Annotated in this window: 20 protein-coding genes; 7 read left to right on the top strand and 13 right to left on the bottom strand. The window is 69.6% G+C overall.

Annotated elements, in window-relative coordinates:
• Window positions 1-193: 193 nt before the first annotated feature.
• From JIX55_RS35465 to JIX55_RS35455, 3 genes are all read right to left on the bottom strand, one after another.
• Entirely contained in the window at window positions 194-385 is a 192-nt protein-coding gene (locus JIX55_RS35465; protein WP_257567317.1) for an acyl-CoA carboxylase epsilon subunit, read from the bottom strand.
• A gap of 57 nt (window positions 386-442) precedes the next feature.
• Window positions 443-2026, bottom strand: a complete 1584-nt coding sequence (locus JIX55_RS35460) for an acyl-CoA carboxylase subunit beta (protein WP_257567316.1) — start codon at window positions 2024-2026, stop codon at window positions 443-445.
• Between the two features lie 153 nt (window positions 2027-2179).
• Complete coding sequence (locus tag JIX55_RS35455) at window positions 2180-4507, bottom strand: polysaccharide lyase 8 family protein (protein WP_257567315.1); 2328 nt, start codon at window positions 4505-4507, stop codon at window positions 2180-2182.
• Window positions 4508-4654: 147 nt separating this feature from the next.
• On the opposite strand from JIX55_RS35455, the gene JIX55_RS35450 reads away from it, so the two are divergent.
• Window positions 4655-5275 carry a YceI family protein gene (locus tag JIX55_RS35450; RefSeq protein WP_257567314.1) on the top strand — a complete coding sequence of 207 codons (621 nt, stop codon included), beginning with the start codon at window positions 4655-4657 and terminating at the stop codon, window positions 5273-5275.
• Window positions 5276-5523: 248 nt separating this feature from the next.
• Here JIX55_RS35450 and JIX55_RS35445 read toward each other — a convergent pair whose 3' ends face one another.
• Together JIX55_RS35445 and JIX55_RS35440 are read right to left on the bottom strand one after the other, a co-directional pair.
• A complete protein-coding gene (locus JIX55_RS35445; RefSeq protein WP_257567313.1) occupies window positions 5524-6126 on the bottom strand; it encodes a YdeI/OmpD-associated family protein in 603 nt (200 codons plus the stop codon).
• 37 nt (window positions 6127-6163) lie between these two features.
• Window positions 6164-7036 (bottom strand): aminoglycoside phosphotransferase family protein, encoded by an 873-nt coding sequence (locus JIX55_RS35440; RefSeq protein WP_257567312.1) that lies wholly within the window; start codon window positions 7034-7036, stop codon window positions 6164-6166.
• A 264-nt stretch (window positions 7037-7300) separates the two neighbouring features.
• On the opposite strand from JIX55_RS35440, the gene JIX55_RS35435 reads away from it, so the two are divergent.
• Complete coding sequence (locus JIX55_RS35435; RefSeq protein ID WP_257567311.1) at window positions 7301-7840, top strand: hypothetical protein; 540 nt, start codon at window positions 7301-7303, stop codon at window positions 7838-7840.
• Window positions 7841-7859: 19 nt separating this feature from the next.
• Window positions 7860-8417, top strand: a complete 558-nt coding sequence (locus tag JIX55_RS35430; RefSeq protein WP_257567310.1) for a hypothetical protein — start codon at window positions 7860-7862, stop codon at window positions 8415-8417.
• Here the strand turns inward: JIX55_RS35430 and JIX55_RS35425 are convergent, their stop codons facing one another.
• Window positions 8418-8837 (bottom strand): ATP-binding protein, encoded by a 420-nt coding sequence (locus JIX55_RS35425; RefSeq protein WP_257567309.1) that lies wholly within the window; start codon window positions 8835-8837, stop codon window positions 8418-8420.
• A gap of 112 nt (window positions 8838-8949) precedes the next feature.
• On the opposite strand from JIX55_RS35425, the gene JIX55_RS35420 reads away from it, so the two are divergent.
• The 3 genes from JIX55_RS35420 (at window position 8950) to JIX55_RS35410 (ending at window position 10975) form a co-directional block, all read left to right on the top strand.
• Entirely contained in the window at window positions 8950-9771 is an 822-nt protein-coding gene (locus JIX55_RS35420) for a helix-turn-helix domain-containing protein (protein ID WP_257567308.1), read from the top strand.
• Window positions 9768-9974 carry a DUF397 domain-containing protein gene (locus tag JIX55_RS35415; protein ID WP_257567307.1) on the top strand — a complete coding sequence of 69 codons (207 nt, stop codon included), beginning with the start codon at window positions 9768-9770 and terminating at the stop codon, window positions 9972-9974. The genes JIX55_RS35420 and JIX55_RS35415 overlap by 4 nt, the downstream gene beginning before the upstream one ends.
• A gap of 218 nt (window positions 9975-10192) precedes the next feature.
• Entirely contained in the window at window positions 10193-10975 is a 783-nt protein-coding gene (locus JIX55_RS35410; RefSeq protein ID WP_257567306.1) for a serine protease, read from the top strand.
• Between the two features lie 117 nt (window positions 10976-11092).
• On the opposite strand, the gene JIX55_RS35405 is transcribed toward JIX55_RS35410, so the two are convergent.
• The 5 genes from JIX55_RS35405 to JIX55_RS35385 all read right to left on the bottom strand — a co-directional run bounded on the left by JIX55_RS35405 (window position 11093) and on the right by JIX55_RS35385 (window position 19727).
• On the bottom strand, window positions 11093-12472 hold the full coding sequence (locus JIX55_RS35405) for a hypothetical protein (RefSeq protein WP_257567305.1): 1380 nt from the start codon (window positions 12470-12472) through the stop codon (window positions 11093-11095).
• A 115-nt stretch (window positions 12473-12587) separates the two neighbouring features.
• Window positions 12588-14972: a glycoside hydrolase family 3 N-terminal domain-containing protein gene (locus JIX55_RS35400; RefSeq protein WP_257567304.1), complete on the bottom strand. Its 2385-nt coding sequence runs from the start codon at window positions 14970-14972 to the stop codon at window positions 12588-12590.
• A 343-nt stretch (window positions 14973-15315) separates the two neighbouring features.
• The gene (gene cimA / locus JIX55_RS35395; RefSeq protein WP_257567303.1) at window positions 15316-16920 is read right to left on the bottom strand and encodes a citramalate synthase; all 1605 of its coding nucleotides are present in this window, start codon (window positions 16918-16920) and stop codon (window positions 15316-15318) included.
• A gap of 401 nt (window positions 16921-17321) precedes the next feature.
• Window positions 17322-18410 carry a branched-chain amino acid aminotransferase gene (locus tag JIX55_RS35390; protein ID WP_257567302.1) on the bottom strand — a complete coding sequence of 363 codons (1089 nt, stop codon included), beginning with the start codon at window positions 18408-18410 and terminating at the stop codon, window positions 17322-17324.
• Between the two features lie 273 nt (window positions 18411-18683).
• On the bottom strand, window positions 18684-19727 hold the full coding sequence (locus tag JIX55_RS35385) for a 3-isopropylmalate dehydrogenase (RefSeq protein ID WP_257567301.1): 1044 nt from the start codon (window positions 19725-19727) through the stop codon (window positions 18684-18686).
• Window positions 19728-19870: 143 nt separating this feature from the next.
• Between JIX55_RS35385 and JIX55_RS35380 the strand changes: the two genes are divergently transcribed.
• Entirely contained in the window at window positions 19871-21451 is a 1581-nt protein-coding gene (locus JIX55_RS35380) for a purple acid phosphatase family protein (protein WP_257567300.1), read from the top strand.
• A gap of 110 nt (window positions 21452-21561) precedes the next feature.
• On the opposite strand, the gene JIX55_RS35375 is transcribed toward JIX55_RS35380, so the two are convergent.
• Window positions 21562-21693 (bottom strand): hypothetical protein, encoded by a 132-nt coding sequence (locus tag JIX55_RS35375; RefSeq protein ID WP_010048656.1) that lies wholly within the window; start codon window positions 21691-21693, stop codon window positions 21562-21564.
• Between the two features lie 315 nt (window positions 21694-22008).
• Window positions 22009-23640 (bottom strand): L-glutamate gamma-semialdehyde dehydrogenase, encoded by a 1632-nt coding sequence (gene pruA / locus JIX55_RS35370; protein ID WP_257567299.1) that lies wholly within the window; start codon window positions 23638-23640, stop codon window positions 22009-22011.
• Window positions 23641-23676: the final 36 nt, after the last annotated feature.

The raw sequence follows: 23676 nt of genomic DNA, 5'->3' as shown, positions 1-23676 counted from the left end.
CAGTTCCCCGCGCCCCTGAAGACTCCGGGCGCGCCCCATGCTTCTGGGGGCGCGGGGAACTGCGCGAGCAACCACACACGACCCGCGGCCGACGACGATCCGAAGACACGACGGCGCTGAACGGTAGCCGGGCACGACGAAGGGGCCCCTCTGTCAGAAGAGGGGCCCCTTCGTGCGGTTCAGCGGCGCAGCCTCACCGCCAGCTGTGCGGCGCCCGGAAACCCGGCTCGCGCTCCAGGCGGCGCCAGCCGGCGCGGGGGCGGCCTCGGTGGGCCGGAGCCTCGGCGGGCTGCGCGGCGGCACGGGCCAGGAGCAGCGCGGTGATCGCGGCCACTTCTTCCGGCTCGGCGTGGCCCTTCTCGACGCGAATATCAGGCAGCTTCATGGATGTCAGTCTCCGTGAGAGAAGTTTCCGCAGGGGTACCGCGAAGGAACCGGCGGGTTACTGCGGCGGGTTGCCGTGCTTGCGGGACGGCAGGTCCGCGTGCTTGGTATGGAGCATCGCGAGGGAGCGGATGAGGACCGCGCGGGTGTCCGCGGGGTCGATCACGTCGTCCACGAGGCCGCGCTCGGCCGCGTAGTACGGGTGCATCAGCTCGGCCTTGTACTCCTTGACCATCCGGACCCGCATCGCCTCGGGGTCCTCGGCCTCGGCGATCTGCCGCCGGAAGATGACGTTGGCGGCACCCTCGGCGCCCATCACCGCGATCTCGTTGGTCGGCCACGCGTAGGTGAGGTCCGCGCCGATGGACTGGCTGTCCATGACGATGTAGGCACCTCCGTACGCCTTGCGCAGGATCAGGGAGATCCGGGGAACGGTCGCGTTGCAGTAGGCGTAGAGCAGCTTCGCGCCGTGGCGGATGATTCCGCCGTGCTCCTGGTCGACGCCCGGGAGGAACCCGGGGACATCCAGCAGCGTGATGATCGGAATGTTAAAAGCGTCGCACATCTGGACAAAACGTGCAGCTTTTTCCGAGGCCTCGATGTCCAGCACGCCCGCGAGGGACTGCGGCTGGTTGGCGACGATGCCGACGACCTGGCCGTCGAGACGGCCCAGCGCGCAGATGATGTTGCGGGCCCAGCGCTCGTGGACCTCCAGGTAGTCGCCGTCGTCGACGATCTCCTCGATGACCTTGGCCATGTCGTAGGGCCGGTTGCCGTCGGCCGGGACCAGGTCGAGGAGGACGTCGCTACGGCGGTCCGCCGCGTCGGAGACCTCCACGCGCGGCGGGTTCTCGCGGTTGTTCTGCGGGAGCATCGACAGGAGGTAGCGCACCTCGGAGATGCACGTCTCCTCGTCGTCGTACGCGAAGTGGGCCACGCCGCTCGTCTCGGCGTGCACGTCCGCGCCGCCGAGGCCGTTCTGGGTGATCTCCTCGCCGGTGACCGCCTTGACGACGTCCGGGCCGGTGATGAACATCTGGGACGTCTCGCGGACCATGAAGACGAAGTCCGTGAGGGCGGGGCTGTAGGCCGCGCCGCCCGCGCAGGGGCCGAGCATCACGCTGATCTGCGGGATGACACCGGACGCCCTGGTGTTGCGCTGGAAGATGCCGCCGTACCCGGCGAGCGCGGAGACACCCTCCTGGATACGGGCGCCCGCGCCGTCGTTCAGCGACACCAGCGGGGCCCCGGCCGCGATGGCCATGTCCATGATCTTGTGGATCTTCGTGGCGTGGGCCTCACCGAGGGCGCCGCCGAAGATGCGGAAGTCATGGGCGTAGACGAAGACCGTGCGGCCCTCCACCGTGCCCCAGCCGGTGATCACACCGTCGGTGTACGGCTTCTTGGCCTCCAGACCGAACCCGGTGGCCCGGTGCCGGCGCAACTGCTCGACCTCGTTGAAGGAACCCGGGTCCAGCAGCAGCTCGATGCGCTCCCGGGAGGTCAGCTTGCCCTTGGCATGCTGCGCCTCGGTCGCCTTCTCGCTCGGACCGGCCAACGCCTGGGCACGAATCTCGTGCAGCTCGGCCACTCGCCCGCGCGCGTCCGTCGGCTCACCCGGTGCCTCATCCAAAACGGTCATGTAGCGACCATACGAAGCCGAGCGCGCAAAGCGGCCCGTCGACTCTGCACAGTCTCCGGCGTGTTTTCCTGGTACCCCTGAACAGAACCGTGCCGGCATGCAGCCGAACCGACTGCTCAGGGGGTGTCGGGCTTGTAGAGGTCGCACAAACGGTCAGCTGAGAACCAGCTCACACCCATGGGTCGCGCAGGCCGTCCCGGCAGCCACCCGGACCCGCAGCCGGTCGCCCGTGGCCTGAAGCACCTCGACCGACTCGTCCGCCCGGACCACCGCGCGGACCGGTCCGCGCCAAGTGATCTCGATCGGCTCGCCCGTGCGCGGCGGTTCGCTCACGCAGAGGGTAGCGGTCCGGCCCCGGCGGCGGACCAGCACGCTCGCCCCGGCGGAGGCGGTCAGCGGGCCCGCCGTGCCGGCCTGCCAGAAGTTGGCCGCCGTCAGGCCGAGCGCGGGGACATGGACGGCCTGGCACGCGCTGTCGTTGGCGAGGACCGACAACCAGCGCCGGTCGGCGGCCCGGGCCGCGACGGCAGGACGGGACGCCCCTGGCATGAGCAGATAGACGTAGGTGGCGTTCACCGGATCGGTGCCATGGTCCAACCAGAGGGTCTGCCAGCGCCGGGTGCGGCGTTCGGCCGTGCTGGTGGTGTTGATGTCGGACCATGCGCCGGTGCGGTCCTCGCGGAGTGTGCGCACGGCTCCGCCCGGAGGGTCGGTCGGGAGGACCCAGCCGCCGTGGCCTTCGAGGTGGGCCCAGCGCCGGCCTCGTACGAAGGTCTGCGGCGCGCCGCTCTCGGCCTCCCCCAGGCACCGGTTGTCGACCACCGTCTCCACCGGCACCCCGTCCGCGCAGCTGATCCCCGCGCCCAGGCAGATGACGGCGTCCGCGACGCAGAACCACGACTTGCGGGCCTGGAGGGTGGAGCCGAGTCCCTTGAGGTGCTGGCCGATCGCCGCGTACTCACCGTCCGTGATCCCGCCGACCCACCGTACGGCGGGCTTCGGCGCACCCCATTCGCCGCCCTCCCTGTCGGCGAGCCGTTTGGTGGAGACGGTCGTGCCGGGGAGCCGGTACCAGTCGACGGTCGGCCAGAACCAGTTCGTGTACTGGTCGCCGCGCCCCTCGGCCCACCACAGGGTCGTCCCGGCGCCGGTGTGCCAGCCGCGCGGGTTCTCGCCGTTGCCGCACTCGTAGTACGCGATGCGGTCGGAGGCCATGGCGATGTTCACCACGAAGCCCGGGCGGCGGTGGACGGCCCGGTCCATGGCGGCGAAGAGGCGGTGGCCCACGGGATCGGGCGCGGCGGTGACCGGGGAGGCCGCGACGGCGTGCAGCCGGGCCAGGTCCGCGACGCCGAACTGGGCCGCGGTGAGGATGGGCGTCACCGTGTCGCGTTCGATCCACCCCTTGATCCGGCCGTGCCACCGCTCGCGCTGGGCCGCGCCGGCGCCGAGAGCGAGCAGGGCGATCGCGGCGATGATTCCCTGCCCGTGGAAGTGGTCGCTCCGCATGATGTGCCGGTCGTCGCTCTTCAGGTAACCGCGGCTGATGGCACGTCCGTTGACGCTGTCCATGACCAGTCCGTCGTGGATGAGCGGCGCGTACGCCCGCTCGACGCTGTCCAGGACGATCCGCCGGTTCGGGTCGGTCACCTCCCAACCGGACCCGGCCAGCAGCGCGAAGAGGCGCCCCAGCCCGTCGAGCATGACCTGCCCGTACGTCCCCGAATAGGCGACCCAGGTGTGCTGCACGAACGAGCCGTCGGCGTACAGCCCGTCCCCCTGGGTGACGTAGGGGAAGACGGGCGAGAGGGCGTCGCGGGCGAGGGCGATCTTCTCAGGGGCGCGGCCGAGGATGCCGCGCAGGGCGACGGAGCGGCAGAGGTCGACGCGGTTGGCGCCGGTGGAGGTGCCGGTGTACTCGCGGAGCATAGAGTCGGGGATGAAGTGGTCGATCGCCGCGCAGGCGGCGGCCCGCCGAGCGGGCGTCAGCTCGTCGTTCAGGACGGCGACGATGTCCGTCAGGAGGCGGGGGCTGCCGATCTGCCACTCCCACCAGTTGCCGTAGCGGGTGGTGGAGGGGTTGTAGACCCTCGCGGAGAGGTGGTCGAGGCCGCGCAGGATGTCCGCGAGGAGGGCGGCGTCGCCCGTCGAGCCGGTACCCGGCTGCGCGTACGCCTGGACCATCGTCCACAGCCTGCTGTAGCTCTGCGTGATCCCGGCGGGCGGGTCGAAGGGGTGCTCCGGCCAGAGGGAGCCGGCGGTGGGCGCCATGGCGGCCCGGAACGCGCGGGCGAGGTCCCCGGTCTCGCGGAGGCGGCTCGCGTAGGGCTCGGCGGCGGGATCGTAGCCGGTGCCGAGCGCGATGGTCAGCCAGCGGCGGCGAAGGGCGTCGTACTCGTCGGCGGCGTACGCGGTGGGGGTGGCCGCCGCCAGGGCCGCGGCGAGGAGCAGGAACGTACGGCGGGTCGAGGTCATGCTCATGCCGTGTATCACCGCTCCGGAGACATAGCAACAGCGCGTGACAGAATGACTACCCGAACGACAAGGTTGAAACTTGAACGGAATAGGTCTACGGTAGGCCGTGTTCGGTTAGTTGAACGTTGAACGACATCATTCAAGGAGCACGTCATGGGCATCTTCGGCCGCAGCAACACCACCACCGAGACCGCCACCGCCTCGGCGACCGGCTCCGCGGTGAACCCCGAGCTCGCCGCGCTGACCGGCGACTACACGATCGACCCGTCCCACACCACGATCGGCTTCGTCGCCCGCCACGCCATGGTCACCAACGTCAAGGGCGGCTTCCTCGACTTCTCCGGCAGCCTGCACCTGGACGGCTCGGACCCCTCGCGGTCCACCGCCTCCATCGACGTCACGATGGAGAGCATCGACACCGGCAACGCCGACCGTGACGGCCATCTGAAGAGCGCGGACTTCTTCAAGACGGAGGAGTTCCCGACGATGACCTTCCGCTCGACCAAGGCGGAGGCCCTGGGCGGCGACGACTACCGCATCACCGGCGACCTCTCCATCCTCGGCACGACCAAGCCGCTCACCATCGACCTGGAGTTCAACGGCGCCGCCAAGGACCCGTTCGGCAACGAGCGCGTCGGCTTCGAGGGCAAGGCGGAGATCCTGCGCTCCGAGTGGGGCCTGACGTGGAACGCGGCGCTGGAGACGGGTGGCGTGCTGGTGTCGGACAAGATCAAGCTGAGCTTCGACATCTCGGCGATCCGGAACGCGGGTTGATTCCTCCGGTCGGCCACGGCCCGCGCGCGACGCGGGCCGAGCCGCCGGCCGGTACGGCCGGCTGAATCGGTCTGTACGGAATGGTTGGAACGGTCTGTACGGCTGGCTGAGACGGTCTGTACGGCTGGCTGAGACGGTCTGTACGGCTGGTTGGAACGGGCACGGTCGCACAGCGGTGGAGCCCCGACCAGCGCCCGCCGGCTGTCCGACGGCACGCGGGGCACGCGGGGCACGCGGCGGCATTCCGATCACGGTGATCGGTGGCTCGGCTGGTCGTCCGTCTCGTCCGTCTCCAACGTGGCCAACGCCACCTTGAGCCGTGCGGCTCGTGTCTGTGGCGTCCGGGCCTTCAAGAGCCCCAGGATGACGAGGTACCGGTCCGTCTTCCCGAGCCGCTCGAAGCTTCGCCGGGCGCGAGGGCTGTGTTCGAGGGCCGTCGCCAAATCCTCCGGCACGGTGGCCTCCCGCTGCGACTCGTACGCCGCAGCCCACCGCCCGTCCGCCTTGGCAGCCGCGACCTCGGCGAGCCCTCCGGCCCGCATCCGCCCGGTGGCGTTCAGCTCCTCCACCCGACGCACGTTCACCATCGACCAGTCGCTGCCCGGCCTGCGCGGGGTGATCCGCTGCAGGAAGTACGTCTCGTCGAGTCGCCTCCGGTTGCCGGTGATCCAGCCGTGGCAGAGGGCGACGTCGTTGACGTCACCGGCGCTGACCGAACGTACTCCGGATCCCTTCTTGCCGACCTTCACCCAGAGGCCGGGGTGTGGAGCGGGGCGTGCGGAGAGCCAGGCGTCGAGGTGGTCGGCGTCCTGGAAGGCTCGGGTCTCGGTGCCGTCCTCGGGAGTGCTCATGGGGACACCGTAGGCAGGAAGCAGGACAGTTTCAGTCCTATATAACCGGGTCCTCCAGCACCTGGACCAGCACCCGGCTCTGGGTACCTTCGGGGTCAGGGCTGGACAGACCCGCCATGCTCACCAGCGCCTTCCAGAGCGCCCATCCGCGCGCTCGCCGCCAGGCGTCCTCGGGCAGACCGACCGCCTCCCGAAACACCTTCCGTTCCTCGCCGACGAAGTGGTTCCAGGCGATGACGAGGTCGCAGGCGGGGTCGCCGACGCCGGACGAGCCGAAGTCGATGACGGCGGAGAGCGCTCCGCCGGTGGCGAGGAGATTGCCGACCGAGACGTCACCGTGGAACCACGTGGGTGGCAGTGGCCAGGCAGACGTCAGCGCGCTCGCCCAGATTTCCTGGCACGCACCGACATCGACGACATCCTTCAGCCTGTCGAGGGCGCTCTCGACCTCATCGCCGTAGACGCTGGGGTGGCAGCCACGAAAGTACGAGTGCCGCCCGGCGGCCGGGCCCTGGTGGGCCGGAGCCTTGCGCAGTTCGGTCAGGAAGTCCCCGAGATCGCGGGCCAGTTGTGTCCGGTCGATGTCCGTCGAGGCCTCGACCGTGTCCCCCGGAAGCCATCTCCGCACCGACCACGGGAACGGATAGCCCGCCGCCGGACGCCCGACAGCGACCGGTTCCGGTACGGGCAACGACAGATGTTCGGCCAGGTGGGGCAGACACCGGTCCTCCTTCGCCACGGCGGCCACGTAGCCCTCCGCGCTCGGGAGACGCACGGTCAGCTGCTCGCCGAGCCGGAAGGTGCGGTTGTCCCAGCCCTGGCGGTCGACCGGTCCGACCGGGAGGTCGCTCCACTCCGGGAACTGGTCGGAGATCAGGGTGCGTACGAGTGCGGCGGTGATGTCGATCACCGGGTCAGTCTGCGGGCTCCGCCTGTGGCTGCGAAAGCGCTTTTCCCCGGGCCCGGTTGAGGTCCTGCCAAGGCAAGGAATCGTCCTCGGGACTCACTCGCCTTCGTGCAAGCGCGCCACATCCACCAGGACTTTCCCTCAACGAGGTCTCCCGCCAGTGGTCACGGCGCGCATGGCCCCTCACCAAAGGACAGTAGAGCGAGTTCGCGACCCCTTCCTATGGTGCTGGCCTGTCCATGTTCCCTCCTACGCCACAGGAGAACCGTGAAACGACAGGTCATCACCATCTGCGCGACCATCAGCGCCCTGTTGGTCCTCGCCGGCTCGCCCGCGGAGGCCAGCGTCCACAGGAAGAAGCCCTCCGGTTGGAGCTGCGACTTCGACGACTGGTGCACCAAGAACACACGCAGCGGGCCCGGGTCGGCCCACGTCGTGTACTGGTTCCGCGGCGACTTCGGCGACACCCTCATCCGCACCGGCAACGCGTCCTACGGCATCAAGCACATCCAGCAGGGCGGAAGCCACAAGAGGAAAGCGAACCATCCCACCAACTCCGCCGCCGTGAAGCTCTGGGACAGGGCGCTCAACAACTACGCCAAGGGCAGCAAGGGCAGTAAGTACAAGGACACCATGACGCACACCTACAAGTACGGGCGCGGCAAGAAGTCCCGCACCATGTGCGTCATGACCTCCAGCCTGCACCTCAAGCACGGCGGCAAGGACTACGGCCGTAAAGGCGTCCTCACGGCCTTCTGGGTGAAGGGCCACGTAGGCTGGAAAGGGTGCAACAAGAAGTTCGACTGACCGAGTGAGGGCAGGCGGCATGGCGCGCTGGCACGAAGGGGACATCGTCACGCCGAACGTTCCGACCGACCATCCCGAAGATCCGGTGGGAGAGGTCGTCATGGCGAACCCCGACGGTGGTGTTCTCGTCGTCTTCCCCCTCGCCGGTCACGAGATCTACCACCCCGACGAACTCGCCCCGGCAGAGCGTTCCCGGCTTTACAAGGAATCCGGCTGGCGCGTGGGGGACACGGTCACGCCGACCATCGAGATCGATCACGCCTACGACCGTGTCGGCACCATCACCACGATCACCGAACACGGCGACGTCGTGGTCCTGTTCCCTCGCGCCGGCGAACGCCACTACGCGCCCACCTGCCTCGCTCCCGCGGACCCGTCCCACCGCTACCGGTACAAGGAGTCGGACTGGCGCATCGGGGACGCCGTCACTCCGACCGTCGAAACCGGTCACCCCGACGAAACGGTCGGCGAAGTCCACCAGATCACCGAGGACGGCGACGTCGTGGTCCTCTTCGCCCGCGCCGGCGAAGAGGTCTACGCGCCCGACCGGCTGGCCCCCGCGCACCGGGCCCCGTAGTCACCCGCGCACCTCGAACTCGCACCACACGATCTTCCCCGGGTCCCGCTCCCCCACCCCCCACTTGTCCGCCAGCGCCGCCACGAGCAGCAGCCCCCGGCCGCCCTCCGCCTCCGGCGACGGCTCCGGCGACGGCTCCGGTGCGTGGATCTCGCCCGGGCCGCTGTCGTGGACCTCGATCCGCAACACCCCTGCGGAGTCCAGAGCCAGGTGCAGACGGAAGCCTCGGCCGGGCGGTACGCCGTGGAGCAACGCGTTCGTGGCCAGTTCGCTTACGCAGAGCAGTACGTCGTCGGTGCGGATGACTGCCGTCCAGTCGGCCAGGGCCTCGCGGGTGAACTCGCGGGCCAGGTGTACCGAGCGGCGGTCTCGGCGGTAGAAGGCCTCGCGGGTGTGGAGGAGTTGAGGTTGTGCGTTCATGGGGCGACTGTCACAGGGAGTCACTATTGTGGTGCAGTGAGTGAGGTCGTAGTTCTCATTGCTACGGGGCCACTACGGGGACTTCGGGTGCGCACGGGGGAAAGGGACACGCATGCACGTGGTAAGGAAGCCCAAGAAGGTTGGTTCGTGGCATGCGGTGGGGGCGGTGCTGGCGCACTGCAGGAAGCAGGCGCGTTTCACGCAGGAACAGTTCGCCGAACTGGCGAGCATTCACGTGGACACGGTGGGGTCCATCGAGCAGGGCAGGCTGGCACTACAGCCGGATCGGGCGGAGCAGTTCGATGAACTGCTGGGGACGGGTGGGGTGTTGGCCGTGCTGGTGGCCAAGTTGCCTGTGCGGGAGCGGATCGTTCAGTTCGCGCAGGGGCTGGTCGATCATGAGCAGGAGGCCGTCTGCGTTCTCTCGTACCAGAGCCTTGTGGTTCCCGGGCTTCTTCAGACCAGGGACTACTGTCGCGCCGTCTTCGACTACCGGTATCCGGCGATCGGGAGCGAGACCGCCGAGCAGTGGGTGAATGCCCGCATGGAACGACAGTTGATCTGGCAGCGGGACCGACCACCCGTGGGTCACTTCGTTCTCGAAGAGAGCATCCTGCGGCGGGAGGTCGGAGGCCCGGAAGTGATGCGGGAGCAGATCCGGCAGATCCTCGAGTACACCAAGCCCGTTCACATGAGTTTTCAGATCATGCCTGCGAACCGAACGCCGCACGCCTGCCTCGATGGCCCCATGGTCCTGCTGGAGACGCCCGAACACGAGCGTCTGGTCTACCTGGAGGCGCAGCGCGCCAGCTTCCTCGTCGACGATCCCGATGAGGTCAGCGACTATCACCTCCAGTATGGAATGCTGCGGTCACAGGCCCTCTCACCCGACGAGAGCGTGCGCCTCTTGAACGGACTGCTAGGAGAGTCATGAACAGCGCGGCACCGCAGCACAATCGCTCGGACGACCTTGCGTGGTTCAGGTCCAGCTACAGCGGCAGCCAGGGCGGCGACTGCGTCGAAGTAGCCACCGCCCCCTCCGCCGTCCACATCCGCGACTCCAAGATCCCCACGGGCAACGTCCTCACCGTCTCCCCCGCCACCTGGAGCGTCTTCCTTGAGCGCGTCACCGGCTGAGGGGATGACCGTCGCGTCGACTGCGTGACTGGGGCGGGTGTGGCCGAATCGCACCCCTTGTGTGAAGGGTTGCGGCGTTCCCATAATCCTGCAACAGAAATTGACCTGACCATGCCAGCGGGCAGGCATTTCTTTATTGCGTCGTTTGGCATGCGCACGTCAAATCTGTGTTTCGGCTGCACGAGTCCTCATGTCGACCCCCCACGGAAGGCACCACGTTGAAGAGACTCATCACCGCCCTGAAGAGATGCGCTGCGATCGGCGCCGCCGCTCTCGCGATCGCCAGCCTTCAGCCCGTGTCGGCCGCGCAGGCCGCCCCGGCTCCCGTCGTCGGTGGTACCCGCGCCGCGCAGGGCGAGTTCCCGTTCATGGTCCGGTTGTCGATGGGCTGTGGCGGCGCGCTGTACACGCAGCAGATCGTGCTCACGGCCGCGCACTGTGTGGGCGCGACCGGCAACAACACCAGCTACACGGCCACGGCCGGTGTCGTGGACCTCCAGAACACCAGCGGCCGGGTCCAGGTCCGCTCGACCAAGGTGTACCGGGCCCCCGGCTACAACGGCGACGGCAAGGACTGGGCGCTCATCAAGCTGGCCTCGCCCATCAACCTGCCGACGCTGAAGATCGCCACGACCACGGCGTACAACACCGGCACCTTCACGGTCGCCGGCTGGGGCGCGGCCACCGAGGGCGGCGCGCAGCAGCGGTATCTGCTCAAGGCGACCGTGCCGTTCGTGAGCGACGCGACGTGTCGTTCCTACAGCGGCTACAGCGGGCTCATCGCCGGCGAGGAGATCTGCGCCGGGCTCACGGCGGGAGGCGTCGACACCTGCCAGGGCGACTCCGGCGGTCCGATGTTCCGCCGGGACAACGCCAACGAGTGGGTCCAGGTCGGTATCGTCAGCTGGGGCATAGGCTGCGCCCGGCCCAACGCCCCCGGTGTCTACACCGAGGTCTCCACCTTCGCGTCGCAGATCGCGACTGCCGCGGCCACTCTCTGACCGAGATCCCGGCAGTACTTCGTATGTACGACGTCCAGTAGCGACGTCCACGGGCCCGGCGCCGCCCAGCGCCGGGCCCGTGCCCGTGCCCGTCCCATGTTCGCGTCCACGTCGTTCTCAGAAGCCGCCGAAGTCCCCGCCGCCCCCGAAGTCGCCTCCGCCGCCGTAGTCGCCGCCGCCGAAGCCTCCGCTGAAGTCGTCCGTGTTGAAGTCGGCGCCCGAGACGTCACCGCCCTCGTAGCCGGAGGCCGCGCCGAAGTCGCCGTAGCCGGAGCCGTACATGGCCGCGTAGGAGGGGGTGGCCATCATGCTGCCGAGCATGGTGCCGACGAGAAGGCCGGGGAGGATGCCGCCGCCGTAGTAGCCGCCCGCCCAGGGGCCGTAGGCCGGGCCGGCGTCCCAGTAAGGGCGACGCCCGCCGGACGCTGTCTCCACCTCGCGGATCATCGGGTCCTGGCCGTCCGCCAGACGGGCCTGGTCCGCCGCGCAGACCGGGACCTCGCGTTCGGTGCCGACGCCCGGGGTCCAGGGGACGTCCGCGACGGAGGGGCCGTGGCGGGGGTCGAAGAAGCAGGGGGCTCGGCGTTCGGGGAGCGGGCGGCCCTCCCTGCGGGCGGCGAGCTGGGTGAGGGAGAAGCGGCCGTCCTCCAGGGTCTGGGTGACCGCGCGGACCTCCTCGGGGCGGGTGGCCGCGGCCATGAGGGACTTGGCCTTCTCGTACGCGTCCAGGGCCCGCTCGTAGTCGGCGCGCATGGCGTCGTCCGCGCCCGCCTCGGCGGGGTGGAAGTCCAGGCGGTCCAGTTCCTCGCCGAAGGCGGTGATGTCCTCGTCCACCACCACCGCGAGCTTGGCCAGCGCCTCGCGGCGTTCCTCCTCCTTCCTGCGGCGGTTGCGGCGGACCAGCGCGTACGCGCCCACGCCGCCTGCCACGACGACCGCGCCCGCTGCCGCCAGGGCGCCCGCGTCCACGCCTTCGTCGCCTGCGCCGCTCCAGCTCGACGGTGCCGTGCCACCGGGGTTGCTGCGCAGGGCGTCGTCCACGAAGTCGTTCAGCTGGGCCTTCGGGTCGCCGGCGCCCTGGACCGCCGCGACCAGGTTCGACACGGTCTGCTGGCTCAGGACGCTGCTGTCGGCCTGGGCGTCGAAGCGGTCGCCGAGGCGGATGGCGTAGAGGCCGGTCACGCCCGTCTCCGTGCGGAGGTTCCGGAAGAGGTTCTCGGTCGGTTGGTCGGCCGGGAGGACCGCCACGAAGATCGGCTCGTCCGCGTCCTCGATCTTGTCGGCGAGCGCCTCGGCGTCCGACGAGGAGAGGAGGTCGGAGGCGGCCGGGGCGACGTAGACGGGGCTCTCGCGCAGGGCCGCGGCCACCGTCGAGAGGTCGGTGGCCGCATGGGCGCCCGGCGCACCGACCGACAGCACCGCCAGAGCCGCCAGCGCCATCGCGGCGAGCGGCACCATCAGGAGGCGAAGCAGACGTCGAAGCGGTGCGCCCTTCATACTTTCGAAGCTACCTCGATTGGCGCGAAAACGGACTATCCGGGCGGCGAGGAACCGAAAAACCCTCGGGTTCGGCTCCTCACCGGCCTTCACCGGACCGCCGTCACGCCGCCCGTCACGCCGCCCGGGACGCCTCCCCCAGCTTCGCCAGCGCCTGCGCGTAGCGGCCCGTGAGCAGCAGGTGGTCGGCCTCCGCGAAGGGCTTCGCGACCGCCTCCGTCATACGGACGTCCTGGCCCACCTTCCACTGCACCAGCTGCCGCGCCTTGAGCACCGCGGCGTGCGCCCCGCGCTCCGGTGCCGTCGCCGTCGTCAGGCCCCAGCCGTACGGGAACTGCGGGTCGTACGACGCGTCGCCGACGTTGATCGGCAGCTGTGCCTCCGACCTCGGCCAGGTGACGGGGAGCCGTCCGGTGAAGGGCCGCTTGCCGTAGAGGACGTCCGCGACGCCGTCGCCCTCGGAGCCGGGGAGCCAGGAGGCGACGAGCGCGTCCATGTCGCCGAGCCGGTCGCCGATGAGCTGGGGGCGCCCGGAGACGATCAGCACCGCGCACTTCATGGCACCGCAGACCTTGTCCACGGCGGCCTTGTCGGCGGCGCTCAGCTCCAGGTCGTGGCCGTTGCCGACGTCGCCGACGCCCTCGGCGTACGGGGTCTCGCCGACGACGACCACGCCGACGTCGTGCCCCGGGGTCGGGGCGGAGGCGTCCTTGGAGTACGTCACGCGGTCGCCGCCGACCTTTCGAATGCCCTCCAGGACGGTCGTGCCCTCGGTGATGTCGCCGGACGAGCCCTGCCAGGTGATCGTCCAGCCGCCGGACTGGTTGCCGATGTCGTCGGCGTTCGAGCCCGCCACGTACACCTTCTGGGACTTCTTCAGCGGCAGCACGCCGCCCTTGTTCTTCAGCAGGACCTGCGACTTCGCGACCGCCTCGCGGGCCGCCGCGCGGTGCTTCGCCGAGCCGATGTCGGGGATGCCACCGGTGTCGGCGTACGGCTTCTCGAAGAGGCCCAGTCGGAACTTCTGGGTGAGGATGCGGGAGACGGCGTCGTCGACGCGGCGTTCGCTGACGCGGCCCGCCCTCACCTCGGCGACGAGGGTCCGGTGGAAGTCGCCGTACGCGTACGGGACCATGATCATGTCGAGGCCGGCGTTGACGGACGTACGGACGTCGGAGGCGTAGTCGCCGGGGATCTGGTCGATGGCCTGCCAGTCGCTGACGACGAAGCCGTCGAAGCCCATGCGGTCCTTGAGGACGCCGTTGATCATGTCGGCGCGGGCGTGCATCCTCACCGCGCCCTTGCCGTCGCCGAGGATGTCGAGGGACGAGAAGGACGGCATGACCGAGCCGACGCCCCGGTCCACGGCCTCCTGGTACGGCGAGAGGTGAACCGCCTCCAGTTCCCGGCGGGTGACCTTGGTGATTCCCTGGTCGATCGTGTACGTGCCGGTCGTGGACGAGCCGTACGCGGTGCCGCCGTCGCCGACGAAGTGCTTGGCGGTGGCGAGGACCTTGTCGGAGCGGTCCAGGTCCCGTCCGTCGCGGGCGCCCTGGAGGCCCTGGATGACCGTCTCCATGGACTTCACGAGCGCCGGGTCCTCGCCGAACGACTCGTAGGCGCGGCCCCAGCGGTCGTCGCGCGTCACGCACAGGCAGGGGGCGAAGTCCCACGGGACGCCGGTGGCCCGGGTCTCGTCCGCCGTCAACTTGCCCATGCGCGCTGCGACTTCAGGGTCCCTGGTCGCACCCAGGCCGATGTTGTGCGGGGTGATCGTGGCGCCGGCGAGGTTGTTGTGGCCGTGGACCGCGTCCACCCCGTAGATCAGGGGGATCTGCAGCCGCGTGGACAGTGCCCGTAGTTGGAAGCCGTCGATCATCTCGGCCCAGGCCTCGGGTGTGTTCTGCGCCGGGGTGGAGCCGCCGCCGGAGAGGACCGAGCCGAGGCCGTACGCCGTGATGTCGTCGGGGGTGGTCAGGGCGCCGCGCTCGGCCTGGGTCATCTGGCCGGCCTTCTCCTCCAGGGTCATCCGGGAGAGGAGGTCGGCGACGCGCTTCCTCACCGGCAGCCCGGGGTTCAGATAGGGCAGGCCGTGGGCGCCGATGACGACGGACGGGGTCCGGGCGGGGGCCTCGGCTCCGGTGACGGTGAGCTGGACGGGGATCGTCTCCGCCGTCTCCGCGACGCCGTCGGACAGGGTGCGTACGGCGATGGTGCGGGAGGTTCCGGAGGGGGTGCCCGCCGGGAAGGTCAGGGTGGCGTCGACCGGGGTGTGGTCGGAGTCGGCGGTCGTCCGGTACGCCACGGTGACGGGTCTGTCGACCCTGCCGGTGACGGTGACGCGGACGTGGGCCGTGCCGCCTTCGGCCACGGGGTACGTGGTGGCGTCAGTGGCCACCTTCGCGGGTGCGGCCGCCGTCGCCGTGGGGGCGAACGACAGCGGGATCAGGCCGGACAGCAGGGCGGCCGAGACGAGCAACGACGTTCTCCGGTTCCGCATCGGGGTTCCCTCCACTGAAACTCCAGGACCAGTCGCCGCGCTGAACTCCCGCTTCCCTTTTGTGACTTGGTGGGAGTCAACTGTCGACCTGGGTAGACGTCAAGACGCCTGTACAACCGTTCGGGAGGGGTGCGGGTCACGGAGTGCGACAGGAGGATGGGGGCGACGGGGGATGCGTTGTCGGCTGCGGGTGAGTGGGGGCTGGTCGCGCAGTTCCCCGCGTCCCTGAAAAAGCAGGGCCGTGTCTCTTAGGGGCGCGGGGAACTGCGCGAGCAACCACGACGAAGCCGCAGCCGCCGACGCACCCCCGCCACCCGAGCTCTCCCGCGCCCCCGCCCGACAACTACTCCGCCGGCTCGACCCCCGCGCGCAGCAGCCCGTACGTGTACGCGTCCTCCAGCGCCTGCCACGACGCCGCGATCACGTTCTCCGCGACGCCGACCGTGGACCACTCCCCCTTGCCGTCGGACGTGGAGATGAGGACACGGGTCGTGGAGTTGGTGCCGTGCTTGCCCTCCAGGATGCGGACCTTGTAGTCGACCAGCTCCAGCTTGGCGAGCTGGGGGTAGATCTTCTCCAGGGCGACTCGCATGGCGCGGTCGAGCGCGTTGACCGGGCCGTTGCCCTCGGCCGTGGCGACGATGCGCTCGCTCTTGGCCCACAGCTTGACGGTGGCCTCGTTGGCGTGGCTGCCGTCGGGGCGGTCCTCGACGATGGCCCGCCAGGACTCCGTGCGGAAGTAGCGCCGGGGCTTGCCTGCGACCTCGTCGCGCAGCAGGATCTCGAAGCTCGCGTCGGCCGCCTCGTACGTGTAGCCCCTGAGCTCGCGCTCCTTGACCCGCTCGACGACCCGGCCGACCAGTTCGCGGTCGTCGCCGAGGTCGACGCCCAGCTCCTTGCCCTTGAGCTCGATGGAGGCGCGGCCCGCCATGTCGGAGACCAGCATCCGCATGGTGTTGCCGACCTGCTCCGGGTCGATGTGCTGGTACAGGTCCGGGTCGACCTTGATCGCGGAGGCGTGCAGGCCGGCCTTGTGCGCGAAGGCGGAGACACCGACGTACGGCTGGTGCGTGGAGGGGGTGAGGTTGACGACCTCGGCGATGGCGTGGGAGATGCGGGTCATCTCGCGCAGGGCGCCGTCGGGGAGGACCTTCTTGCCGTACTTCAGCTCCAGTGCGGCGACGACCGGGAAGAGGTTGGAGTTGCCGACGCGCTCGCCGTAGCCGTTGGCGGTGCACTGGACATGGGTCGCGCCGGCGTCGACGGCGGCCAGGGTGTTGGCGACCGCGCAGCCCGTGTCGTCCTGGGCGTGCATGCCGAGCCGGGCGCCGGTGTCGGCGAGGACGGTGGCGACGACGGCCTGGACCTGGGCGGGGAGCATGCCGCCGTTCGTGTCACAGAGGATCACGACGTCGGCGCCGGCCTCGGAGGCAGCACGGACGACGGACTTGGCGTACTCGGGGTTGGCGCGGTAGCCGTCGAAGAAGTGCTCGCAGTCGACGAAGACCCGGCGGCCCTGCGCGCGGAGGTGGGAGACGGTGTCGCGGACCATCTCCAGGTTCTCGTCGAGGGTGGTGCGCAGCGCCAGTTCCACATGCCGGTCGTGGGACTTGGCGACGAGGGTGATGACCGGGGCACCCGAGTCGAGCAGCGCCTTGACCTGCGGGTCCTCGCTCGCCTTGCCGCCCGCGCGGCGGGTGGCGCCGAAGGCGACCAGCTGCGCGTGTTTGAAATCGATCTCTTTCCGGGCGCGGGCGAAGAACTCGGTGTCCCTCGGGTTCGCACCGGGCCAGCCGCCTTCGATGAAGCCGACGCCGAAGTCGTCCAGGTGCCGTGCGATGGCCAGCTTGTCCGCGACAGTGAGGTTGATGCCCTCACGCTGGGCGCCGTCGCGCAGGGTGGTGTCGAAGACGTGGAACGAGTCGTCGAGTTCGCTGGTTTCCGTCATGGTCTCAAGGCTCCTGTGTTGGATCTCGGTCTGTACCGGAATGACCGGCTCCACCGTCCTCCAATGATCCCTCGCGCTGCGCTCCCGGCTGTAGGTGGGCCAGAAATGCGAAAAACCCCTCGCGGGTGCGAGAGGTCTGCGCGCGGGTCGAGAACGACGGTGTCCGCCCGTACCTGGTCGTACGTGGCGGTCACTGCGGACCGGCGCGCCTGCTGCCAATAATCATGGCGAACGAGAGCACGGCGGCAGTCTGGCACAGACCGTCCCCGTGCTCACCGTCCGTCTCAGGATGCGAACAGCGCGCTGATCACCCCACGGTCACCTCAGGTGGGGGTGAGCCGCACAAGGGCCGCCGCGGACACATCGTCCGCGGCGGCCCCGGGGTGGACCGGTGGTGGGCGTCAGCCCAGCTCGTGCATCCAGCCGTGCTTGTCCTCCACCGTGCCGCGCTGGATGTTCAGCAGGGCCTCGCGGAGCTTGAGGGTGACGGGGCCCGGCTCGCCGCCGGACTGCTGCCAGGCGGCGCCCGTGCGCTTGACCGTGCCGACGGGGGTGATGACGGCGGCGGTGCCGCAGGCGAAGACCTCGGTGAGAGCGCCGCTCTCGGAGTCGGTCTGCCACTGGTCGATGGAGATGCGGCCCTCCTCGGCGGTGTAGCCGAGGTCGGCGGCGACCGTCAGCAGGGAGTCGCGGGTGACGCCCTCCAGGATCGAGCCGGTGAGGGTGGGGGTGACGATGCGGTCGCCGTACACGAAGTACAGGTTCATGCCGCCGAGTTCCTCGACCCACTTGCGCTCGACCGCGTCGAGGTAGCAGACCTGGGCGCAGCCCTCGGCCGCCGCCTCGGCCTGGGCGAGCAGGGAGGCCGCGTAGTTGCCGCCGGTCTTGGCGTCGCCCATGCCACCCGGCACCGCGCGGACGTGCTCCTCGGAGACCCAGATGGAGACGGGCTTCACGCCGCCGGGGAAGTAGGCGCCGGCCGGGGAGGCGATGACCAGGAAGAGGTACTCGTTGGCCGGCTTGACGCCCAGGCCGACCTCGGTGGCGATCATGAACGGGCGCAGGTAGAGGGACTCCTCGCCGCCGTGCGCGGGCACCCACGCCTTGTCCTGCTGGACCAGGACGTCACATGCCTCGATGAACGTCTCCACCGGCAGCTCGGGCATGGCGAGTCGCTTGGCGGACCGCTGGAAGCGCTTGGCGTTCATCTCCGGGCGGAAGGTGGCGACGGAGCCGTCGGGCCGCCGGTACGCCTTCAGCCCCTCGAAGATCTCCTGCGCGTAGTGCAGGGTCATGTTCGCGGGGTCGAGGGAGAGCGGGCCGTACGGCACGAGCTGGCCGTCGTGCCAGCCCCGGCCCTCAGTCCACTTGACCGTCACCATGTGGTCGGTGAAGTGGCGGCCGAAGCCGGGGTTGGCCAGGACCGCCTCGCGCTCCGCGTCGGAGAGCGGGTGGGCGGACGGCTTCAGCTCGATCGTGGGCGTCGTCATGAGTGGTTGTCCTTCACCGGTTGTGTGTGACGGGCCGCGCTCACATCCGTACGGCCAGTGGCCAGTGTTAGGACGTCCGAGCATTCCCTCATTCCGCGGCACCTCGTTCGATTATCGCCCGGGGCGGGGCGTGGACGAAACGTGGATGACCGTGGACGAACACGGTGTGATGTGCGGCCCAGGGATGATGGTGACACCCGGCGGGGACATGCGGAAGCCGCCGGGTGCTGATGCGACCCGGCGGCTTCGAAAGGCTTCGAGGAGCGCGGCGGGTCAGCCGGCTACTCGTACGGCGAGGGCGTCGCCGATCTCGTCCGTCGTGCGGGCGGGCTTGCCGACGCGCTCCGCGAGGTCGGCGGAGACGGCCTCCTCGATGCGCGCGGCCTCGGCCTCGTAGCCGAGGTGGCGCAGGAGCAGGGCGACGGACAGGACCGTGGCGGAGGGGTCGGCCTTGCCCTGGCCGGCGATGTCCGGGGCCGAGCCGTGGACGGGCTCGAACATCGAGGGGAACTCGCCGGACGGGTTGATGTTCCCGCTGGCGGCGACGCCGATGCCGCCGGAGACTGCCGCGGCGAGGTCGGTGATGATGTCGCCGAAGAGGTTGTCGGTGACGATCACGTCGAAGCGGGCCGGGTCGGTGACGAGGTAGATCGTCGCCGCGTCGACGTGGATGTAGTCGGTGGTGACGTCGGGGAACTCCTCGGCCACCTTGTTGAAGATGTTCGTCCACAGGTGACCGGCGAAGGCCAGCACGTTGTTCTTGTGGACGAGAGTGAGCTTCTTGCGGGGGCGGGCCTGCGCGCGGGCGAAGGCGTCCCGGACCACGCGCTCGACACCGAAGGCCGTGTTCACGGAGACCTCGGTGGCGACCTCGTGCGGGGTGCCCTTGCGGATCGTGCCGCCGTTGCCCGTGTACGGGCCCTCGGTGCCCTCGCGGACCACGATGAAGTCGATCTCGGGCTGGCCCTTGAGGGGAGTCTCGACACCCGCCAGCAGCTTGCTCGGCCGCAGGTTGACGTGGTGGTCGAAGAGGAAGCGGAGCTTCAGCAGGAAGCCGCGCTCCAGGACCCCGGAGGGGACGCTCGGGTCGCCGATCGCGCCGAGCAGGATCGCGTCGTGCTGCTTGAGCGCGGCCACGTCGGCGTCGGTGAGGGTCTCACCGGTGGCGTGGTAGCGCTTGGCACCGAAGTCGTACTCCTTGGTCTCCAGCTTCACATCCTGCGGAAGGACGGCGGAGAGGACCTTGAGCCCCTGGGCCACGACTTCCTGACCGATGCCGTCACCGGGGATCACTGCGAGATTGAGGCTGCGAGACATGACGGCACCGTACTCCTTGTCCCACGGGATGACACCGCAGGTCCGCTATATGGACGCGGGAGGGTGACGTCCGCGCCAATCCGTTGACCCGCGTTCACCCGTATGTTTGCCGGGAGTTGGCCTCTGCTGGGAAGTTGCCGGACATGGACACCCCGAACCTCGGCATCCCGGAACAGCTCGCCCGCCGCCTCAGCATGCCGGAACAGCACGAGTACCTGCGCACGAAGCTCTCCCGGCGCGGCACGCTGGCGACCGCGGGCGCGGTGGCGAGCGGACTGCTGGTCGGCGGCTGCTCGGGGTCCGAGGACGAGCCGGCGAGGAAACGGTCGTCCCCGCCCGCGCCGGCCACCGCCACCGGCAGGGTCCACGGCTCGGTCGTCGTCCCCTTCGGCCGCCGGCTCGCCTTCGGCGCCGACCCGAAGACGCAGATGCGGATCTCCTGGCAGGTCCCGTTCGCCGTGAAGAAGCCGTACGTCCGGGTCGGGCTGAAGCCGTGGGAGCTGAGCCGCAAGATCGAGGCCGAGGTACGGGACCTGCGCACCCCGTCCCTGTCGAAGAGGCTGCCCGCGGTCGAGCAGTACTACGTCCACGCGGCCCTCGACGGCCTCAAGCCCGGCACGACGTACTACTACGGCGTCGGCCACGAGGGCTTCGACCCGGCCGACCGGCTGGAGACGCTGGGCACCTTCACCACCGCCCCCGCCAAGGCCGAGTCCTTCGTCTTCACCGCCTTCGGCGACCAGGGCGTCAGCTACGACGCCCTCGCCAACGACCAGGTCATCCTCGGCCAGAACCCGGCCTTCCACCTCCACGCCGGCGACATCTGCTACGCCGACACCACCGGCCACGGCGAGAAGGACGACGTCTACGACGCCCGTGTCTGGGACCAGTTCCTCGCCCAGACCGAGTCGGTCGCCAAGTCGGTGCCCTGGATGGTCTCCTACGGCAACCACGACATGGAGGCCTGGTACTCCCCCGACGGCTACGGCGGCCAACTCGCCCGCTGGTCACTGCCGGACAACGGCTTCGACCCGCGCAAGGCGCCGGGCGTGTACTCGTTCGTCTACGGCAACGTCGGCGTCCTGTCGCTGGACGCCAACGACGTGTCGTACGAGATCCCCGCCAACCTCGGCTACACCGACGGCAAGCAGACGAAGTGGCTGGACCGGCGGCTCGGCGAACTGCGGGCGTCCGACGCGGTGGACTTCATCGTCGTCTTCTTCCACCACTGCGTGTACTCGACGTCCACACACGCCTCGGACGGCGGTCTGCGCGACGCCTGGCTGCCGCTCTTCACCGAGCACCAGGTCGACCTCGTCATCAACGGCCACAACCACGTCTACGAGCGCACCGACGCCATCAAGGGCGGCGAGGTGGGCAAGCGGGTGCCGGTGGGCGCGTCGACCGACCCGACACGGGACGGGACCGTGTACGTCACGGCGGGCGGGGCCGGCAAGGAGCTGTACGGGTTCCCGGACGGCGTGGCGGACAGCTACGAGGGGCACCTCGAAGAATCCCCCGACCGCGAGTCCGTGGAGTCGTACCACTGGACCGAGGAACGGGAGAAGAAGTCCGAGACGGTGGAGTGGTCGCGGGTGCGCTACACCGGCTTCTCGTTCCTGTCGGTGGAGGTGGAGGCGGGCGCGACGCCTCGGCTCACCGTGTCGGCGCTGGCCCAGACAGGGGCACGGATCGACCATTTCGAGGTGCGGCGCGGCGCGTGAGCCGTCCGCCCACGGCCGCACCGCACCCCGAGCGGGGTGCGGCTCCCGGCTGATGGGGGTGCCGAGCGCCCGCCTGCACGGGCCGTTCGGCACCCGGGTGTTCGGGCCGCTCAGTGCCCGGTGGAACCGCCGTTGTCCCTGCGGTCGAGGGCGCGCTGGAGGGCGGCGGCGGCGTTCTTGCGGTCGGACTCGCTCGTGCGGGAAACGTGACGGACTCGGCGGCGGACGGTCGTCTCGGCCATGGGGAATCGACTCCTTCGAGGCAGTCCGGAGTACGGAAACGGGGGGGTTGCGAGACGCCGGATGGGGCGGGGAGCGGGGCCGCAGGGGTTGCCTGCCTCGGGCTCCGGCTCACGACCGCCATTCGCTGGATCGAGCGAGACGTTCGGCTCCTACAAAGCTAAGCGAGGCCGGCGCATCTGTCTCCACAATTAGTCGGACTTCCTACTATCTGAGACGGTGGACTGGGTCACACCCCATTGACCTGCGGTTTCGCGAACACGGCGACGCCCGGCCCCTCACGACGGAGGTGCCGGGCGCGATGTCGGTCCCTGGCGTCAGCCCATGTGCGGGTACGTGTAGTCGGTCGGCGCGACCAGGGTCTCCTTGATGGCGCGGGTCAGGGTCCAGCGCATCAGGTTCTGCGGGGCGCCGGCCTTGTCGTTGGTGCCGGAGGCGCGGCCGCCGCCGAAGGGCTGCTGGCCGACGACGGCGCCGGTGGACTTGTCGTTGATGTAGAAGTTGCCGGCCGCGTAGCGGAGCTTCTCCATCGTGTACGCCGCCGCCGCGCGGTCGCCCGAGATCACCGAACCCGTGAGGGCGTAGTCGGACACCGACTCCATCTGGGTCAGCATCTCCTCGTACCGGTCGTCCTCGTAGACGTGCACCGCGAGGAACGGGCCGAAGTACTCGGTGGTGAAGACCTCGTTCGTCGGGTCCGTGCACTCGACGACGGTCGGGCGGACGAAGTAGCCCACGGAGTCGTCGTAGGAGCCGCCCGCGACGATCGTGCAGGTGGGGTCGGACTTGGCGCGGTCGATGGCGGCCTTGTTCTTGGCGAAGGAGCGTTCGTCGATGACGGCGCCGATGAAGTTCGAGAGGTCGGTGACGTCGCCCATGGTCAGGTATTCGACCTCGGCGGCGAACTCCTCCTTGAAGCCGGAGTTCCAGATCGACGCCGGGATGTACGCCCGGGAGGTCGCGCTGCACTTCTGGCCCTGGTACTCGAAGGCGCCGCGGGTGAGCGCCGTCTTCAGCACGGCACGGTCGGCGCTCGGGTGGGCGACCACGAAGTCCTTGCCGCCGGTCTCACCGACGATGCGCGGGTAGGAGCGGTACTTCTCGATGTTGGCGCCGACCGTCTTCCACAGGTACTGGAAGGTCTTGGTCGAGCCGGTGAAGTGGATGCCGGCGAGGTCACGGTGGGCCAGGGCGACCTTCGACACCTCGATGCCGTCGCCGGTGACGAGGTTGATGACGCCCTTGGGCAGACCCGCCTCCTCCAGCAACCGCATGAGCAGCACGGCGGCGTGGGTCTGGGTCGGGCTCGGCTTCCACACCACCACATTGCCCATGAGGGCCGGGGCGGTCGGGAGGTTGCCCGCGATCGCGCTGAAGTTGAAGGGCGTGATCGCGTAGACGAAACCTTCCAGCGGGCGGTGGTCGAGGCGGTTCCAGACGCCCGGGGAGTTGGCCGGGGGCTGCTCGGCGAGCAGGTCACGGGCGTACTTGACGTTGAAGCGCCAGAAGTCGATCAGCTCGCAGGGACAGTCGATCTCGGCCTGCTGGGCGGTCTTCGACTGGCCGAGCATCGTGGAGGCGGCCAGCGTCTCGCGCCAGGGGCCGGCGAGCAGTTCGGCGGCGCGCAGGATGATCGCGGCGCGGTCGTCGAAGGACATCGCGCGCCAGGCGGGCGCGGCGGCGAGCGCCGCGTCGATGGCGTCCTGGGCATCCTGCTGGGTGGCGTTGCCGTACGTGCCGAGGCGGGCCTTGTGGTTGTGCGGCTGCACCACGTCGAAACGGTCGCCGCCACCCATCCGCTTCTCGCCGCCGATCGTCATCGGCAGGTCGACCGGGTTCTCGGCCAGCTCCTTCAGCTTGGCCTCCAGCCGGGCGCGCTCGGGCGAGCCGGGGGCATAGCCGTGCACCGGCTCGTTGACGGGGGTGGGAACCTGGGTCACAGCGTCCATGGTTTCTGTAACTCCTTGACGTGAGCGGTGTCTTGA

This window comes from Streptomyces sp. DSM 40750 (assembly GCF_024612035.1).
Lineage (GTDB): Bacteria > Actinomycetota > Actinomycetes > Streptomycetales > Streptomycetaceae > Streptomyces.
Note: the sequence above shows the minus strand (reverse complement) of the source record. Positions and strands in the feature narration are given on the sequence as shown.

Excerpts from the sequence above, each read along its gene's own strand:
- JIX55_RS35465 (WP_257567317.1), bottom strand. The coding sequence starts at position 385 with ATGAAGCTGCCTGATATTCGCGTCGAGAAGGGCCACGCCGAGCCGGAA.
- JIX55_RS35460 (WP_257567316.1), bottom strand. The coding sequence starts at position 2,026 with ATGACCGTTTTGGATGAGGCACCGGGTGAGCCGACGGACGCGCGCGGG.
- JIX55_RS35455 (WP_257567315.1), bottom strand. The coding sequence starts at position 4,507 with ATGAGCATGACCTCGACCCGCCGTACGTTCCTGCTCCTCGCCGCGGCC.
- JIX55_RS35450 (WP_257567314.1), top strand. The coding sequence starts at position 4,655 with ATGGGCATCTTCGGCCGCAGCAACACCACCACCGAGACCGCCACCGCC.
- JIX55_RS35445 (WP_257567313.1), bottom strand. The coding sequence starts at position 6,126 with ATGAGCACTCCCGAGGACGGCACCGAGACCCGAGCCTTCCAGGACGCC.
- JIX55_RS35430 (WP_257567310.1), top strand. The coding sequence starts at position 7,860 with ATGGCGCGCTGGCACGAAGGGGACATCGTCACGCCGAACGTTCCGACC.
- JIX55_RS35425 (WP_257567309.1), bottom strand. The coding sequence starts at position 8,837 with ATGAACGCACAACCTCAACTCCTCCACACCCGCGAGGCCTTCTACCGC.
- JIX55_RS35420 (WP_257567308.1), top strand. The coding sequence starts at position 8,950 with ATGCACGTGGTAAGGAAGCCCAAGAAGGTTGGTTCGTGGCATGCGGTG.
- JIX55_RS35415 (WP_257567307.1), top strand. The coding sequence starts at position 9,768 with ATGAACAGCGCGGCACCGCAGCACAATCGCTCGGACGACCTTGCGTGG.
- JIX55_RS35405 (WP_257567305.1), bottom strand. The coding sequence starts at position 12,472 with ATGAAGGGCGCACCGCTTCGACGTCTGCTTCGCCTCCTGATGGTGCCG.
- JIX55_RS35400 (WP_257567304.1), bottom strand. The coding sequence starts at position 14,972 with ATGCGGAACCGGAGAACGTCGTTGCTCGTCTCGGCCGCCCTGCTGTCC.
- cimA (WP_257567303.1), bottom strand. The coding sequence starts at position 16,920 with ATGACGGAAACCAGCGAACTCGACGACTCGTTCCACGTCTTCGACACC.
- JIX55_RS35390 (WP_257567302.1), bottom strand. The coding sequence starts at position 18,410 with ATGACGACGCCCACGATCGAGCTGAAGCCGTCCGCCCACCCGCTCTCC.
- JIX55_RS35385 (WP_257567301.1), bottom strand. The coding sequence starts at position 19,727 with ATGTCTCGCAGCCTCAATCTCGCAGTGATCCCCGGTGACGGCATCGGT.
- JIX55_RS35380 (WP_257567300.1), top strand. The coding sequence starts at position 19,871 with ATGGACACCCCGAACCTCGGCATCCCGGAACAGCTCGCCCGCCGCCTC.
- JIX55_RS35375 (WP_010048656.1), bottom strand. The coding sequence starts at position 21,693 with ATGGCCGAGACGACCGTCCGCCGCCGAGTCCGTCACGTTTCCCGCACG.
- pruA (WP_257567299.1), bottom strand. The coding sequence starts at position 23,640 with ATGGACGCTGTGACCCAGGTTCCCACCCCCGTCAACGAGCCGGTGCAC.